The following is a 16,688-nucleotide window of genomic DNA, read 5'->3' on the forward strand; positions in this document are numbered from 1 at the left end:
TTGAGTCTATTTCGGACCGGCCGCTGCTCGGACACGCGGGTACACATTCCCCGGTCAAAGGATCGACGGGGCTTTGCCGTGTCGCCCCGGTTCGGGCCGCCTGCGGCGGGAGAGCCTGGGAGCTCCGGCATGCCCAAATTCAGTCCGGGGGAGAAGACCGTGACGACACCTGAGGACCGCAGCACGCGCGGCGAGTGGACCGAGCCACGCGACGCCTATCCGGACACGAGGCCGCCCAATTCCTGGGAGGAGCCGGACACCGACCGCCCCTGGCCGTCCGCGGACGCCCATCCCTGGCAGTATCCGCATCCGCACGAGCTCCAGGGCGCGCAGTGGGCGACTCCGCAACCAGGGCAATCAGGGCAATCAGGGCAATCAGGGCAGCCGGGGCATTCGGAGCCGGACGAGTGGGCGTTCCCGATTCCGCAGGGGCAGCCGACCTTCGCCCCGCACGATTCTGGCTGGGATCGGGCGGACACCAAGGCGTTCGCGCCGAACGAGCTGCGGGCCGCGGCCGAGCCGCCACGCCCGGGCGGGGGCGCCAGGCCGGATGATTTCGGGAACCGGGCGCCGCGTGATCCCGGGCCGCCGAAGCCGCCCGCCGAAAATGGCGGGGAAGTTGGAACTCCAAGTGAGGGTCCCTACGGAGGGCCGCCTAGTGAGGGTCCCTACGGAGGGCCGTCAAGTGAGGGTCCCTACGGAGGGCCGCCCAGCGCGTACGGGCCACCTTCCGGGGGGCCGTCCGCGTATCCGCCGCCCGGTGGCTACTCGGATCCGCCCGCCTATCCGCCGCCCGGCGGGGGCAGCCCGTACCCACCGCCGCCGCCCGGGGGGCCGTACCCCGCCGCACCGCAGCAGGGTGGCGGGCTCGGCACGGCGGCGCTGGTGCTCGGCATCGCCAGCATCGTGCTGCTGTTCCTGTGCGGCCTGGGCATGCTCACCGCGATCGCCGGCGTGATCGTCGGCATCGTCGCCATCGCCAAACGCTCCAATAAGCCGCGCGCGGTCATCGGCCTGGTGCTCAGCATCGCCACCCTGGTGCTGGGCGCGATCCTGGCCGCCGTGCTGTGGGGGTGGGTGCACAACAAGGGCATCGACGAATGCTTCGACACCGCGCTCCACCCGACCCAGGAGTCCGCGCAGCGCTGCCTCGAACGCAAACTGAACACCGACACCTTCGACGACTGATCTTCAGGCCAGGGGCAGATAGGCGGATAGGTCGGCCCGCGAGCCACTGGCCGTGGCGCGCCCGTCCGCGACCGCGTCCCCCCACGCGGTCCGCCCGGTGGCGAGCTCCAGCCAGGTCCGCGGGTCGATCTGCACCACGTTGGGCGGCGTGCCACGGGTATGCCGCGGCCCCTCCACGCACTGCACCGCCGCGTACGGCGGCACCCGGACCTCCACCGTCCGCCCCGGCGCGACCGCCACCAGTTCGTCCAGCAGATAGCGCACCGCCGCCCGCGCGGCCTCCCTGAGCGGTTTCCCGCCCGCGTCGTACACCTTCAGGACCGCCGCCACGCACGCGGGGCCCGCGTCCTTGGCGGGGCCGGGGAACGGCGGCTCGCCCGCCTCGGCGAGCTGGGCGTTCAGGGCGGCGCGGATTCTGTCCTGGTCGAGTCTGCGGGCGGCCATGCCCGCATTCTCCCGCAGCTCCGCCAACCGGCCGACCTGGTACGGGTGATGCTGACGGGGGTTGTGGGACCAGCGTTCACTTTTCGGGGAAACTTTGTTCACCTGGGGTTTGGCTGGCAGCCGTACCGTCCCGGCGGGGAGCACCTTGTCGCGCCGTGCGTGTGCTCCTTCCCGCGCAACCCTTGGAGGAGCTGTGGCGAACACGTCACCGCAGAGAACATTGCCGCTGCTGTCCCCGCACTCGGGTGGCCGTAGCTCACTCACTTGTGCCTTCCGCTGTGGCATGGCTTGTGCCCACGAAGTGTCCAACCCGAGTGAGAACACCTATTTCGGGGACGTCGTCGCCGATGCCATTTCCCGCCGGGGCGCGCTCCGGGCCGGTGCGCTCGGCGCGCTGGTCGTTTCGACCGGTGTGGTCGGCGTTGGCGCCGCTCTCCCGGCCGCCGCCGATCCTGACAAGGAAACAATCCTGAAGGGGAGCTCCGGCGGTGGGCACGGCGGGTCGAGCAGCAGCGGCCTGAAGTTCACCCCCGTGGCGCCGAACAAACTGGACGCGATCACCGTGCCGCCGGGTTACGACCACTCGGTCGTGGTCCGCTGGGGCGACCCGGTCGTGCCGGGCGCGCCCGCCTTCGACTTCGACAACCAGACCGCAGCCGCCCAGGCCAAGCAGTTCGGCTACAACTGCGACTACGTGACGCTGTTCCCGATGGGCAAGGACCGCGGGCTGCTCTGGGTCAACCACGAGTACACCGACGAAGTGCTGATGTTCCGCGGCTACGTGGACGGCAACGCCGCCCCGCTGGAGCAGATCAAGATCGCCCTGGCCGCGCACGGCGGTTCGGTGGTGGAGATCGCGCGAGCCGGCAAGTCCGGCAAGTGGGCGCTGGTCACCCACGGCTCCCGCCGCTACAACCGCCGCCTCACCGCCCAGACCCCCATGCGGTTCAGCGGCCCCGCGGCCGGCAGCGCGCTGCTGAAGACCGCCGCCGACCCGACCGGCCGCTTCCCCAAGGGCATGCTCAACAACTGCGCCGGCGGCACCACCCCGTGGGGCACGGTGCTGACCGCCGAGGAGAACTTCAACCAGTACTTCGTCGGCGGCAACGGCGTCCCGGAGGACCAGAAGGCCAACCTGGTCCGGTACGGCATCAGCACCACGGTCGCCATCCCGTCCGGCAACCGCCGCTTCGACCGGGTCGAGGAGCGTTTCGACCTGGCCAAGCACCCCCACGAGATCAACCGTTTCGGGTGGATCGTGGAGATCGACCCGTTCGACCCGGACTCCACCCCGATCAAGCGCACCGCGCTCGGCCGGATGGCCCACGAGGCCGCCACCACCACCCTCGCCAAGGACGGCCGCCTGGTCGCCTACATGGGCGACGACTCGCGCTTCGAGTACTTCTTCAAGTTCGTCTCCAAGGACCGCTACATCCCCGGCTTCGACCGCCACAACCGCGACCTGCTCGACGAGGGCACGCTGTACGTGGCCAAGCTGACCGGTGACAGCCCCGCCGCCGAGATCGACGGCACCGGCAAGCTGCCGGGCGACGGCGAGTTCGACGGCGCCGGCGAGTGGATCCCGCTGGTCAGCGGCAAGCGCTCGTTCGTCACCGGGATGACCGCCGAGGAGGTGCTCGTCTTCACCCGGACGGCCGCCGACAAGGTGGGCGCCACCAAGATGGACCGTCCCGAGGACATGGAGCGCAACCCGGTCAACGGCGCCGTCTACCTGGCGCTGACCAACAACACCAACCGCACCGCCGCCCAGCTGGACGAGGCCAACCCCCGGCCGTCCAACCGGCACGGCCACATCCTGGAGATCGTCGAGTCCAGGAACGACGCGGGCGCCAACCGCTTCGCCTGGTCGCTCCCGCTGGTCTGCGGCGACCCGACCGACCCGAGCACCTACTTCGCGGGCTTCGACAAGACCAAGGTCTCGCCGATCTCCTGCCCCGACAACCTGGCCTTCGACCGCGACGGCAACCTGTGGATCTCCACCGACGGCAACGCGCTGGGCAACGCGGACGGCCTGTTCGTGATGCCGGTGAGCGGCCGCGAGCGGGGTTACGTCCGGCAGTTCCTGACCGTGCCGTTCGGCGCGGAGACCTGTGGCCCGATGGTCACCGACGACCAGCGCAGCGTCTTCGTGGCGGTGCAGCACCCGGGTGAGATCACCGGGGCCACCCCCGACAACCCGGCCAGCACCTGGCCGGACGGGGCCCAGCCGCGGCCCTCGGTCGCGGTCGCCTGGCACAAGCAGGGCAAAAAGATCGGTTCCTGAAATATCACGATGCCCCCGGGATTCCCCGGGGGCATCGTGCTGTGCTCAGCCGACCGGTTCGAGGACGCGTTCGGGGGTTTCCGTGCGGGTCCTGCGCAGCGCGTACAGGCTGACCGGTACGCCCACCAGCACGATCGCCGCCGCGACGAGCAGGGTGAACCGGTAGGCGTCCAGGAAGGCGGGCATGGTCGGCGCGGTCTGCCGGGCGTTCAGGATCGCGCCCAGGATGGTGATGCCGAGCAGGCCGAACACCTCACGGGAGACGTTCAGCACGCCGGAGGCGACCCCGGCCCTGTCACTGGGCATCGCGTTGAGGATCACGTTGGTGAGCGGGACGAGCAGGCCGGCGCCCGCGCCGTACAGCAGGAACCAGGGCAGCAGGTCGAGGTAGTCGGAACCGGCGCCGACGTTGGAGATCGCGCCGATGGCGACCGCCATCAGGGCCAGGCCGAGCGCGACCACCCGGGCCGTGCCGAACCGCTCGGCGATCCGCGGTGACATGGTGGCCAGCACCGCCATCAGCAGCGCCATCGGGACGAACCCGGCGCCCGCCTGGGTGGGGGTGAAGCCGAGCGCGCTCTGCAGGTAGATCGCGGTGAAGAAGTAGATCCCGAACACGCCGAACGCCCACAGGCCCATCGACAGCAGGCCACCGCTGAACACCCGCTCCCGGAACAGCGACAGGTCGATCATCGGCTGCCGGGAGCGCGACTCGATGGTCAGGAAGGCCGCGAACGACAGCACCGCCAGCGCGAACGCGCCCAGGATCGGCGCGGAGGCCCAGCCTTCGGACTCGCCCTCGATGAGGCCGAAGGTGAGCGCGAACAGGGCCAGCGTGGAGGTGGCCAGGCCCGGCAGGTCGAGGCGGGTGCCGGTGGTGCGCGGGGTGCGTTCCGGCCGGATGTGGACGGCCGCCAGGACCGCGGTGACCAGGCCGATCGGGACGTTGATCAGGAAGATCCAGCCCCAGTCGATGTTCTCGCTGATCAGGCCGCCGGTGAGCGGGCCGATGGCGAGGGCGAGCGCGCCGACCGCGCTCCAGATGCCGACCGCCGTGGCGCGTTCGCGCGGGTCGGGGAAGAGCCGGGGCAGCAACGCCAGCGAAACCGGGGTGAGCAAAGCCGCGCCGACGCCCTGCAGCGCGCGGGCGCCGATCAGGATCTCCTGGCCGCCCGCGAGGCCGGCCGCCACCGACGCCACCGTGAAGATTCCGAGTCCGGTGAAGAAGACCGTGCGCAGGCCGAACACGTCGGCCAGCCGGCCGCCGACGAGGAGCAGTCCGGCGAACACCAGGATGTAGGCGCTGACGATCCACTCCAGCCCCGAAATGCTCAACCCGAGCTCTCGCTGGATGGTCGGCAAGGCCACGTTGACCACGTTGTTGTCGAGATAGGTCATGAAAGTCGCGAGCGCCACCGCGGTCAGCGCCCACCAGCGTCCGTTCATCGTCCCCTCCTTATACGGCGTACATATACGGCGTACATGTACAGTGCATAGGAGACCGTGTACGTCGTATAGTTGTCAAGTGGCACCAGAGAAGTTGAGCCGGGAGACGGTCGTCGAACAGGCGATCAAGATCGCCGACGCCGAAGGTCTGGAAGCCGTCACCATCCGGCGGCTCGCCCAGCTCCTCGGCGTCACGCCGATGGCCCTGTACTGGCATTTCAAGAACAAGGAAGAGCTGCTCGCGGGCATGGCAGACCACCTGCTCCGCGAGGTCACCCCCGAGTTCCCGCCGGACTCGCCCTGGCAGGTGCGGCTGCGCGCGATGGTCGAGGCGCTGACCCGGGTGATCCGCCGCCATCCGGCCCTGACGGCGCTGCTCCCGATGATCCAGAAGCACGGCGTGGAGAGCTTCGCCCTCGCCACCAACACCGCGCTCGACCTGCTCGCCCAGGCGGGTTTCACGCTGGAGGAGGGCTTCCTGATCTCCTCGCACCTGATGCACGGCGTGTTCGCCCTGGTCGACGGGGAGCCCGGCTGCCCGCGCCGGCTCACCGCGGCGGAGGGGGTCGAGTGGCGGCGGCAGAAGCGGCTGCATCTGGAGTCGCTGCCGGCCGACCGATTCCCCCGGATGGTGGAGTTCGCCAAGACCTTCGAGACCGAACCCGATGTCGAGCGCTACTACGCCTTCGGCGTCGACCTGCTCATGAGCGGAGTGGAGTCGCTGGCGGCCGGCCGCCGCCCCTAGCCGGGTAGGTCAGCGCCGCGAAGACCGCCCCGAGCAGGCTCACGCAGAACAGCGCGGTGTAGGTCAGCCGGAATCCGCCCATCAGGTGCTCCAGCGAGACCGGCGACAGCTGGGACAGCGTGCCCGCGTAGACCTGCCCGCGCAGCTCCGGCGAGACCGACGCGGTCAGCAGGCTGAGCGTGGAGCCCACACTGAGCACGATCCCCATGTTCATGATCATGAGCCGGAACCCGTTCACCACCCCGAGACTCCCGGCCGGCAGCGCCGCCATCACCTGCGTGGTGTTCCCAGTCAGGAACGTCCCGCTCCCGCACCCCGCCAGGAACAGCCCCACCCCGATCACCCAGTACGGCGCCGCGGTGCTGAACACCAGCGTAAGCAGCCCGGCCGCACTCATGACCGACCCGCCCACCGCGATCGAGTACGGACTGATCCGCCGCCCCAGCGCCCCCGCGATCGGCGAGGCCAGCGCCATCCCGATCGGCACCGGCAGCAGCGCCACCCCCGCCTCCAGCGGGCCCACCCCCCGCGCGGCCTGGAAGTACAGCCCGGCCAGCAGGATCAGCGACGACCTGGCCATCGCGTTGCAGAACGACGCCACATTGGTCAGGGCCAGCATGCGCGCCCGGAACAGCGTGCCGTCCAGGACCGGATGCGCCGCCCGCCGCTCGACCACCACCAGCACGGGCACCAGCACCAGGAAGATCGCCCCGCCGACGAACACGACCGGGCTGCCCAGCCCGCGCGACCCCGCCTCGGTGAGCGCCACCAGCGCGGCGGATAACGCCGCGAGAATCAGGATGTTTCCGGCCGCGTCCACGGGCTTGCGCTCGCGCGGGGTCGTCCCCCGCAGCGTGAACAGCCCCCACAGCAGCCCCACCAGCCCGGCCGGAACGTTGATCCAGAAGATCCACTGCCAGCCCAGCGTGTCCGCGATCAGCCCGCCCAGCGTCGGCCCGACCAGCTGGGCGACCGACAGCGTCCCGATGTAGGCGCCCATGCCCTGGCTGAGGCGATCCGCCGGAAACGCGTCCGCGATGATCACCGTCCCGTTGGCCAGGATCATCGCCGCGCCCAGCCCCTGCAGCGCCCGCAGCCCGATCAGCACCCCCACGTTCGGCGCCAGCCCCGCCAGCAGCGACGCCGCCGTGAACAGCGCGAACCCGACCAGATAGACCTCACGCCGCCCGAGCAGATCGGCGACCCGCCCGAACAGCACCAGCGTCGCGGTGTTCACCAGCAGGAACGCCAGCAGGATCCAGCTCGACGCGAACGGGCTCGCGTGGAAGTGCCGCACCACCGACGGCAACGCCACGTTCAGCGTGCTTCCGCTGATCCCGATCAGCACCATGCCGAGGCTGGTGACCGAGCAGACCTTCCAGGCGTAGCGCAACGCGCGGGCGTATTCGGGGGAACCCGGTTCCAGGGGGACGGCAACCACAGAACACCATTCTGGATTACCGCTATCGGGCGCGTTTGCGCAGCCCCTCCAAGTCGTAGATGATCACGCGGCGGCGGCCGGTCTCGATCAGGCCCCGGTCGCGCAGGCTGCGCAGCGCCTTGCTGACCGCCTCGCGGGACGCGCCGGTCCAGCCGGCCAGTTCGTCCTGGGAGAGCGGCAGCATGACCCGGACGCCCTCGCTGGTGGCCTCGCCGTACCGTTCGGCCAGTTCGACCAGGCGGGTGGCGACCCGGCCGGTGGTGTCGAACGCGCCGTACTCGATGCGTTTGCGGTCGGCGTCCCGGAGCCGGCCGGTGATCAGCTGGAGCAGCAGCACCGCCATCCTGCCGTGATCGTGCAGGAAGGTGGCGAAGTCGCGGATCACGATGCCCTCGATCGGCTCCAGTGCGGTCACCGTGCCCGACCTCGGGCCGCCGTCCACCGCCGACATGTCGCCGAGCAGCGCGCCAGGACCGCGCACGGCCAGCACCACCTCGGTGCCGACCGCTGTGTGCGAGGACACCTTGACCCGGCCCAGGGTCAGCACCAGCACCCAGTCGGAGGTGTCGCCCTCGCTCATCACGGTCGTGCCACGATCCCACCGGCGCGGCCGACCGGCCACCCTGAGGTCCGCGATCTCCTCTGCGGTGAGCAGGGCGAGGAACTCGCCCGGTTCCGGAGTGCTCATGCGGTCAGTCTTGGGCCCCGGGGGGCGGTCCGTAAAGGGACTTTTACCCAAGTGAGTTCAGCACGTACGCGTGCACCGTCTGGTCCTTGCCCTTCAGGTTCAGGTCGCCCAGCGAACGGAGGTCCGCCGGCGAGGCCAGCAGATCCCGAGTGGACTGGCCGATCACCACCGTGCCCGGTTCGGCCAGCGTCTGCAACCTGGCGGCCACGTTCACCGCGTCGCCCATCGCGTTGAACCCCCGGAACTCCGGGCTGCCGATGTTGCCGACCAGCGCGGGGCCGGTGTTCACGCCGACCCGGAACTGCGGCCACTCGATGTCGGAAACCGAACCTGCGGCCTGCTCGCGGAGCACCTCGGCGTTCACCCTGGCCGCCGCTCGCTGCATGTCCAGGGCCGCGTGCGCCGCGCGTTCCGCGTGGTCCGGCTGCGCCGCCGGGGCGTTGAACAGGGCCAGCAGGGCGTCACCCACGAACTGCACGATCGTGCCGCCGTTGCCCAGAATGCAGGGGACCGCCGCGGTGTGGAACCGGTTCAGCATCTCCACGATCTCGCCCGGCGAGACGCGCTCGGAGAACGTGGTGAAGCCGCGCAGGTCCGCGAAGAGCGCGGTCACCTCTAGCAGCGAACCGCCGAGCGCGGCCCGGTTCGGATCCGCCAGCAGGCTCTGCGCCACATCCGGCGACATGTAGGCCCGGAACAGCGTGTCCAACTCGCCGTACAGGCGGGCGTTCTCCAGCGCGATGGACAGCTGGCTGGCCAGCGTCGCCGCCAGCGCCTCATCCTGCGAGGTGGTGCCGATCGGCACCGTCAGCGCCCCCGCCAGCCGGCCCTTCACCGTCAGCGGATGCACCACCGCCCCCGGCACCGGCACCGGCCGCCCGGCCGCCAGCGCCGTCGCCGGCACCTCACCGTGCGTCCCTTCCCCCGCTTGGTACGGCACCAGCACGCCGTCCTGCATGAGACTCAGCCGGACATCTCCGTACGCCTGCCGGACCCGGTCCAGGGAATCGGTCAGCAGCTCAGACTCGGCCAGCCCGACCCTGGCCCGGCCGCCGACGTGCACCAGGGCGGCCAGCCGGTCCGACAGCTCGCGCTCGTCCGCCAGTGCCTTCCCGGCCCGGTCCAGCACCGCCGCCTGGCCCTCGGTGAGGCGGAACCGCCCCGCCAGCCGGGTCGCCACCGGGACGCCCGACTCGGTCCGCCGGCGCAGGTGCCCGACGAGTTCCTCCAGGGCCTGCTCGTACTGGGCCTGGATCCGCCGTACGGTCGCCTGGAGCGCGACGGCGTCGAACAGGCCCGCGCTGGAGCCCTCCCGCCGGAACTGGATGTAGGCGCTGTAGGCGACGAAGGCGAACGCGAAGGTCAGCAGCACGTGCCAGAGCCACCAGGACAGGTGCCAGTTGTGGTGCGACATGCCGGCGATCATCGCCTCGGCCAGCAGCGCGAACGAGGTGATCAGGCTGATCAGGACCGCCGCCGGGCGCTTGCGGTGCAGCAGGAACATCATCAGGGCCGCCGCCGCGTAGAGCACGATGCTGATCAGCCCGAACGGGCCGAGGCCCAAGCCCTCGGGCGGCAGCGGGTCGCTCAGCGGGGTGAGTCCCGGGACCAGCGAGGCGACGCCCCAGATGATCATGATGGTGGCGAGCAGGGCGCGCAGCGGCAGCTGGGCCCGGAGCACGGTCGTGGCCTGGCGCTCGTCCAGCGGGAGGCCGGCCAGGAACGCGAAGACGGACGCGATGGTCAGCCCGACCGGCTGGGCCAGGTCGAAGCCGGCCGTGCCGCCGTCCAGGAAGATCTTGGGGGTGGCCAAGCCGTGCAGCAGGAAGAAGCCCGCGCTGCTCAGGAAGACCAGCGAGACCAGGAACAGCCGGGCATCCCTGCGCCGGGCCGACGCCTGGCTGATCAGCGCGCCGAGGGCCAGGTTCACCCCGGCGACGGCCAGGATCAGCCAGAAGTGGCTGGGGTTGTGCTGCCACTTGTGGTCGAGGTCGATGGTGGCCGGGTCCTGGTCGACCGGGTGCGACAGCAGCAGCCAGAGGCCGAGCATGGGCAACGCCAGGTGGATCAGCCAGACCACGCCGCGTACGGGCTGGGTCGCGGGCGGCAGGAACGGGGCGTCCGCCGAGGTGGCCGGTCCCCCCGGGGCAGCCGGGTCCGCCGAGGTAGCCGGTCCCCCTGCGGTAGCCGGGTCCGCTGGAGTCGCTGTGGTGCCCGGTAGGCGCATCGCGACGGTGGTCTCCGCCTCGGAATGAGTGGTGGGGTCGCTCGACGGCACGGTCGCCTCCGTGTCAGCCAGTCAACGTCCCTCGCCCCGCGGCCTGGCCGCTCAGCCCTGGTTCGCTCCCTGGACGTGCGTGTATCGCGCCCGATTAGGCGCGGTAATGCTCCCGAACGGTGCCGATTATTCCGGCGAGAACCAGCATCGCCAACGTCGCGCTCGGCTACTACGGACAATTACCGGTTCACCGATACGGATCTGTGATGTTTAGGCGGTGATCCAGTGGCGTTGGTGAAACGTCAACCGCTTAGTTCACCTCTGTACCAGAGGGCACACATTCTCGGAAGGAAGTTCAGTGGCTATCAGGTTGCCGGGTGGGCGTACGATCGGGATTCTGACCGTCGGTGCGCTCGCGGGATCCATTTTCGCCGTCGGGGGCATGGCGACCGCTTCTTCGGCCGCTGACACCGTCATCTACGCGTGTGTCAACAAGAAGACGCGCTACGCGCGCATCGTCACCGCGACCACCAAGTGCCGCGTGACCGAAACCAAGATCAGCTGGGGCGGCGAGGGCGCCCAGGGCCCCATGGGCCTCCAGGGCATGACCGGCAACACCGGCGCCCGCGGCCTGACCGGCCCCCAGGGCCCCAAGGGCGACACCGGAGCCACCGGCCCGCAGGGCCCGAAGGGCGAGACCGGGACCACCGGTCCCCAGGGCCCGAAGGGCGAAAACGGCGCTAACGGCCAGCAGGGCCCCAAGGGTGAGACCGGCGCTACCGGTCCCCAGGGCCCCAAGGGCGAAACCGGAGCCACCGGCCCGCAGGGCCTGAAGGGCAACACCGGCAACACCGGCCCGGCCGGACCTGCCGGACCGGCGGGCCCCACCGGCCCGAAGGGCGCTGACGGCTCCTCGGGCTCGATCACGCCCGTCGTCAAGACCGGCAGCGAGACCTCGGTCTACGGAAACAGCACCACGGTCACCACCACCTGCGACGGCGGCAAGAAGGTCGTCGGCGGCGGCTACGAAATCACGGACGACGCCGACGAAGTCGAGAACATCCCCACCAGCAAGCCCTCCAACGGCAACGCCTGGACCGTGAAGGTCGACCTCGAAAACAACGGCAGCGCCAAGATCAGGGTCTACGCGATCTGCGTCTAACCCGACCACCGCTGGAGTCCGCAGGGCCCCCACCGCCCCGCTGACGACGCCAGACATCCGAAAGCCCCTCCGGCCCGACTCCGGAGGGGCATTCGCGTCTCAGCCACCAAATCCGAGAGACGCAAACCTCGTTACGGGTGCTCCGGAAGGCCCCAAGCGGGGCATCGAGACGACCAACACGGACGCAAACCTTGATGAGCTGGCATCAGCCCCTATTGGCGCCGCGTCGGCGAGTGGCGGTATGGGCGTGATCGGCGCCGGATAACGGCGAGTGGCTCTACAGCCAGTGCCATTCGATGGAGGCTTGGCGGCGGCGGTCTGTGAGCCATTCGGTGAAAGCGGCGGAGCCGGCGGCGGTGAGGGTGGCTTCGTCGGGGGTTGCGGGGTGGCGTTCCAGGATTAGGCCGGTGAGGTAGGCGTCGCTGTGGCGTACCGGGCCGATCAAGGTGTCGCGGGGGGCGTGGCGGAGGGGGGCGGGGAGGGTGTGGGCGCGGTGTTCGCCGAGGGTGACGGATGCCTCGGCGCAGCCGAGGAGGCCGCCCAGGCCGCGGAGGAGTTCGCCGTGGATGGGGTGGGAGCTGGTTACCCAGAGAGCGCGGACCCGGTCGAAGTCGGGGCGGTGGGTGTCCAGGTAGGTGGCGGCGAGTTCGGCGGATTTGCGGAGGCGGAACCGGCAGCGGCGGGCGATGCCGGCGATGAACTCCTCGAACTGGCCGCCGGACATGCCCATCTCGGCCACCCAGGCGAGCGTGGCGGCGCGGTCGCGCAGGCCGATGGCGTGCCGGAACTCCTCGGCGGCGCTTCGGAGTTCGGCTTCGGTGAGTGGTTCGTGGTCGTCCAGGGTCTCGGCCTTGATCAGGCAGTGCTCCACGAGTTCGTCGCGCAGCCCCCGGCCCCGCTGGGAGAGATGCCGGACCATGGTCACCGCCTCGGCGACGGATAAGTGCACGTCGTCCACCCGTACCAGACAGTCATCAGGCGAATGCCCGGCATGTACGGCGTCTCCGTCCCCGGGCCAGCGCACCGGGCTGACGTGCTGCACGCGTTCCGCGGTCACGGGATCCTCCAGGCGCCTTCCCGGCACTGGTCGCGCGGCGAGGCCCTCCGAGGGGGCCCGGCGCCGGTCTCGCCGCGCGACTGTTCAGCGAAGTCCCCGTTGCGACAAAGGCGCGGCACGCCTTCGACGGGAACCTGAACTCAGGTTAGGAACGTCCTCTTGGGGATTACTGGTCGAGATCTTGTAGCGTGCTTGTGCGGTGCCGCGAGATCAACTCCAGGCGAGCATGCGCAGCGGATCCGTCAGCATCGCGCCCACGTCCCGCAGCACATACGACCCGATCTCGCCGTCGATGACCCGATGGTCGAACGACAGCGCCAGCGTGGTCACCTTGCGGACGGCCAGCTGCCCGTCCACCACCCACGGCATGTCCCGGATCTGGCCGAACGCCAGGATCGCGGCCTCACCCGGATTGAGGATCGGCGTCCCGGCGTCCACCCCGAACACGCCCACATTGGTGATCGTGATCGTGCCGCCGGTCAGCTCGGCCGGGCCGCACCGGCCCGCCCGCGCCCGCTCGGTCAGCTCGCCCAGCGCGCGGGCCAGCTCGGGCAGGGACATCGCGTCCGCGTCCTTGACGTTGGGCACGATCAGCCCACGCTCGGTCGCCGCCGCGATGCCCAGGTTCACGTAGCGTTTCACCACGATGGCGTCGTCAGTCCAGGTCGCATTCGCCATCGGATGCCGCCGCACCGCCGTGAGCAGCGCTTTCGCCACCAGCAGCAGCGGCGACACCTTGACACCGTCGAAATCGGGCAGCAGCCGCAGCCGCCTGACCGCGTCCATCGTCTCGGTGACGTCGACCTGGAGGAACTCGGTCACATGCGGCGCGGTGAACGCACTGGCGACCATCGCGGCCGCTGTCGCCTTCCGCACACCCCGAACCGGAATCCGTTCCTCCCGGGCGAGGGCGCCCACGGTGGGGGAAACACCCATGGAGGGCGCGAACGCGGTGGCAGGAGCACCCATAGGGGGCGCGGACGCAGAGGGGGCAGCGCCCACGGTGGGGGGTGCGATCGAGGCCGGCAGAGCCTGCCCGGACTCGCTGCGCGCCGCCTGCACGTCCTCCCGGGTGATCGACCCCTGCGGCCCGGTCCCGGCGATCGAGGCGAGATCCACCCCGAGATCCTTGGCCAGCTTCCGCACCGGGGGCTTGGCCAGCACCCCTGCTGATCGCAGAGCGGTCCCGTTGGTCCCGTTCGCGCCGGTAGCGCTACTGGCAGAGCCGGCCGTGCTGGTTGCGCCAGCCATGCCGGTGGGGCCAGAAGTGCCGCTGATCGGGCTGGTTGTGCTGGTTGCGCCTGCGGGGACGTTCGGGCCGTTCGGGATGGTCGGCACTGAAGCCGGGGCCTTTGAGTTCTTTCGTGGGCGTCGTTTGGTGGCGCCCAGCTTCACGCCGTACCCGACCAGGACGGGCTGGCGTTCCTCGCGGGCCGAGGCGGTCTCCGGGTCGGGTACCCGGGGGACCATGTCCTCGGTCAGTGCGGGGGACTGGGCGGGCGGGGGATTCTCCTCGTCGGGGACCGTGTCCACCGCGATGATCGGTGACCCCACGTCGACCGTGTCGCCCTCGTTCACGAGCAGGCCGGCCACGGTGCCCTCGAACGGGCTGGGCAGCTCCACCACGGCCTTCGCGGTCTCGATCTCCACGATAATCTGGTTCACCCGCACCGGCTCGCCCGCCGACACGTGCCACCGGACGATCTCCGCCTCGGTCAGGCCCTCGCCGACGTCGGGAAGCTTGAACTCACGCCGCATCGCGCGCCCCCCTCAGTACGCCAGGACGCGGTCGACCGCGTCCAGCACCCGGTCGAGATCCGGCAGGTAGTGCTCCTCCAGCCGGGACGGCGGATACGGCGTCGAGAACCCGCCGACCCGGATCACCGGTGACTCCAGCCGGAAGAAGCATGTCTCGCTGATCCGCGCGGCCAGTTCCCCGCCGAGCCCGGTGAAGACCGGCGCCTCGTGCACAACCACACACCGCCCGGTCCTGTTCACCGACTCGGCGATCACGCCCATGTCCAGCGGGCTGAGCGAGCGCAGATCGATCACCTCGACCGACCGCCCGTCCTCCTCCGCGACCGCCGCCGACTCCAGGCACGTCTTGACCATCGGCCCGTACGCCAGGAGCGTCACGTCATTCCCGGAACGCACCACCTTGGCCTTACCGAGCGGCAGCCCCGGAGCCCCCAGCTCCACGTCCGCCTTGTCCCAGTACCGCCGCTTCGGCTCGAAGAACACGATCGGATCGTCGCACCGCACCGCGTCCTGAATCATCGTGTACGCGTCGACCGGATTCGAGCACGCGACCACCCGCAACCCCGCCGTATGCGTGAAATACGCCTCCGGCGACTCGCTGTGGTGCTCCACCGCCCCGATCCCGCCGCCGCACGGAATCCGCACCACGACCGGCAGCTTGAGCTTGCCCAGCGAGCGCAGCGGCATCTTCGCCAGCTGGGTGATGATCTGGTCGGCCGCCGGGAACACGAACCCGTCGAACTGGATCTCGCAGACCGGCCGGTAGCCGCGGAGGGCCAGCCCGATCGCGGTCCCGATGATCCCGGATTCGGCCAGCGGCGTATCGATCACCCGATCCTCGCCGAAGTCCTTCTGCAGGCCGTCCGTGACCCGGAACACGCCGCCGAGTTTGCCCACGTCCTCGCCCATGACGAGCACTTTGGGATCGGCGTCCATCGCGGCCCGCAGGCCCTCGTTGAGGGCTTTGGCCAAGGTCAGTACGGTCATCGCTCGAACCCCGCAAGGTAGCTGAGGTACTGCTCGCGCTCTTCCGCCATGAGGGCGTGGGGCTCGGCGTACACATGCTCGAAAAGGGCTTCGGGGGCGGGGTCCGGCAGCGCCAGGCAGGACCGGCGCAGCTCCTTGCCGAGCGCGTCGGCCTCGGCGTCGATCTGGTCGAAGAACGCCTGGTCGGCGAGATCGCTGCGGAACAGATACGCCTTGACCCGTTCGATCGGATCCTTGAGCTTCCACGCCTCCAACTCGTCCGCCACCCGGTAGCGGGTGGGGTCGTCGGAGGTGGTGTGCGCGCCCATCCGGTAGGTGAACGCCTCCACCATGGTCGGCCCCTGACCGGCGCGCGCGTCCGCGAGCGCCTTGCGGGTGACCGCCAGGCAGGCGAACACGTCGTTGCCGTCCACCCGGACGCCCGGGAAGCCGAATCCGGAGGCCCGCTTGTACAGCGGGATCCTGGACTGCTTCTCCAGTGGCTCGGAGATCGCCCACTGGTTGTTCTGGCAGAAGAACACGACCGGCGCGTTGAACACCGACGCCCAGATGAACGCCTCGTTCACGTCGCCCTGCGAGGTCGCGCCGTCCCCGAAGTACACGATCGAGGCGGCCTCCGCGCCGTCCCGCTGGATGCCCATCGCGTAACCCACCGCGTGCAGCGTCTGGGTGCCGATGACGATCGAATAGAGGTGGAAATTGTGCTCGTACGGATCCCAGCCGCCGTGGTTGACCCCCCGGAACAGGCCGAGCAGGTTGACCGGGTCGACGCCGCGGACCCAGGCCACGCCGTGCTCGCGGTAGGTCGGGAACGCCATGTCGACGTCGGTCAGCGCGCGGCCGGAACCCACCTGCGCGGCCTCCTGGCCGAGCAGCGAGGCCCACAGGCCGAGTTCGCCCTGCCGCTGGAGCGCGACGGCCTCCAGGTCGATCCGGCGGACCAGGACCAGGTCGCGGTAGAGCGACCGGACCTCATCCGCGGTCAGGTCGATCTCGTAGTCGGGGTGCTCGATCCGTTCCCCTTCCGGGGTGAGCAGCTGGACGAGCTCAGGGGGTGCCGTAAGGCCGGTAGACGGGGCAGTCATGTGCCACTCCTGCACGGTCGGGGCCGGTCACGGTTGGGGTCGCCACCATGAGTCGGCCGATTCCAGACGCTTCTGTTCCGTTTGGTGTGGAACGTCCACGTATGCGGACATGGTTACAGAGGTCACACCCCGATGCACAAGACCCCTTCACACTCTCCCCGTTCCCGGTGATAGTTCTCCCACAC

The 16,688-nt window shown here is 70.1% G+C and carries 13 protein-coding genes; 4 read left to right on the forward strand and 9 right to left on the reverse strand.

The window, feature by feature from the left end:
• Positions 1-129: 129 nt before the first annotated feature.
• Entirely contained in the window at positions 130-1,188 is a 1,059-nt protein-coding gene (locus Acor_RS20665; protein ID WP_155338340.1) for a DUF4190 domain-containing protein, read from the forward strand.
• Positions 1,189-1,191: 3 nt separating this feature from the next.
• Here Acor_RS20665 and Acor_RS20670 read toward each other — a convergent pair whose 3' ends face one another.
• Positions 1,192-1,632 carry a sterol carrier family protein gene (locus tag Acor_RS20670; protein ID WP_155338341.1) on the reverse strand — a complete coding sequence of 147 codons (441 nt, stop codon included), beginning with the start codon at positions 1,630-1,632 and terminating at the stop codon, positions 1,192-1,194.
• Positions 1,633-1,825: 193 nt separating this feature from the next.
• Here Acor_RS20670 and Acor_RS20675 point away from each other — a divergent pair, with 193 nt between their 5' ends.
• Positions 1,826-3,916 (forward strand): PhoX family protein, encoded by a 2,091-nt coding sequence (locus tag Acor_RS20675; RefSeq protein ID WP_218034392.1) that lies wholly within the window; start codon positions 1,826-1,828, stop codon positions 3,914-3,916.
• Between the two features lie 45 nt (positions 3,917-3,961).
• Here the strand turns inward: Acor_RS20675 and Acor_RS20680 are convergent, their stop codons facing one another.
• On the reverse strand, positions 3,962-5,362 hold the full coding sequence (locus Acor_RS20680) for a DHA2 family efflux MFS transporter permease subunit (RefSeq protein WP_155338343.1): 1,401 nt from the start codon (positions 5,360-5,362) through the stop codon (positions 3,962-3,964).
• Between the two features lie 79 nt (positions 5,363-5,441).
• Between Acor_RS20680 and Acor_RS20685 the strand changes: the two genes are divergently transcribed.
• The gene (locus Acor_RS20685) at positions 5,442-6,107 is read left to right on the forward strand and encodes a TetR/AcrR family transcriptional regulator (RefSeq protein WP_246238840.1); all 666 of its coding nucleotides are present in this window, start codon (positions 5,442-5,444) and stop codon (positions 6,105-6,107) included.
• Here Acor_RS20685 and Acor_RS20690 read toward each other — a convergent pair.
• The 3 genes from Acor_RS20690 to Acor_RS20700 are packed head-to-tail and all read right to left on the reverse strand — an operon-like array spanning position 6,064 to position 10,514.
• A complete protein-coding gene (locus Acor_RS20690; protein WP_155338345.1) occupies positions 6,064-7,548 on the reverse strand; it encodes an MFS transporter in 1,485 nt (494 codons plus the stop codon). The two genes, Acor_RS20685 and Acor_RS20690, sit on opposite strands and share 44 nt — an antisense overlap.
• 22 nt (positions 7,549-7,570) lie before the next feature.
• On the reverse strand, positions 7,571-8,236 hold the full coding sequence (locus Acor_RS20695; protein WP_155338346.1) for a Crp/Fnr family transcriptional regulator: 666 nt from the start codon (positions 8,234-8,236) through the stop codon (positions 7,571-7,573).
• Between the two features lie 43 nt (positions 8,237-8,279).
• Positions 8,280-10,514 (reverse strand): adenylate/guanylate cyclase domain-containing protein, encoded by a 2,235-nt coding sequence (locus tag Acor_RS20700; protein ID WP_246238842.1) that lies wholly within the window; start codon positions 10,512-10,514, stop codon positions 8,280-8,282.
• Between the two features lie 382 nt (positions 10,515-10,896).
• Here Acor_RS20700 and Acor_RS45510 point away from each other — a divergent pair, with 382 nt between their 5' ends.
• A complete protein-coding gene (locus Acor_RS45510; RefSeq protein ID WP_218034393.1) occupies positions 10,897-11,616 on the forward strand; it encodes a collagen-like protein in 720 nt (239 codons plus the stop codon).
• Positions 11,617-11,893: 277 nt separating this feature from the next.
• Here the strand turns inward: Acor_RS45510 and Acor_RS20710 are convergent, their stop codons facing one another.
• The 4 genes from Acor_RS20710 to pdhA form a co-directional block, all read right to left on the reverse strand.
• The gene (locus Acor_RS20710) at positions 11,894-12,673 is read right to left on the reverse strand and encodes a hypothetical protein (RefSeq protein WP_155338347.1); all 780 of its coding nucleotides are present in this window, start codon (positions 12,671-12,673) and stop codon (positions 11,894-11,896) included.
• A 210-nt stretch (positions 12,674-12,883) separates the two neighbouring features.
• Positions 12,884-14,431, reverse strand: coding sequence for a dihydrolipoamide acetyltransferase family protein (locus Acor_RS20715; RefSeq protein ID WP_155338348.1), 1,548 nt, complete (start codon positions 14,429-14,431; stop codon positions 12,884-12,886).
• A 12-nt stretch (positions 14,432-14,443) separates the two neighbouring features.
• On the reverse strand, positions 14,444-15,418 hold the full coding sequence (locus tag Acor_RS20720) for an alpha-ketoacid dehydrogenase subunit beta (RefSeq protein ID WP_155338349.1): 975 nt from the start codon (positions 15,416-15,418) through the stop codon (positions 14,444-14,446).
• Positions 15,415-16,503: a pyruvate dehydrogenase (acetyl-transferring) E1 component subunit alpha gene (gene pdhA, locus Acor_RS20725; RefSeq protein ID WP_155338350.1), complete on the reverse strand. Its 1,089-nt coding sequence runs from the start codon at positions 16,501-16,503 to the stop codon at positions 15,415-15,417. The genes Acor_RS20720 and pdhA overlap by 4 nt, the downstream gene beginning before the upstream one ends.
• Positions 16,504-16,688: the final 185 nt, after the last annotated feature.

Origin of the sequence: Acrocarpospora corrugata (genome assembly GCF_009687845.1) — a bacterium.
GTDB lineage: Bacteria > Actinomycetota > Actinomycetes > Streptosporangiales > Streptosporangiaceae > Acrocarpospora > Acrocarpospora corrugata.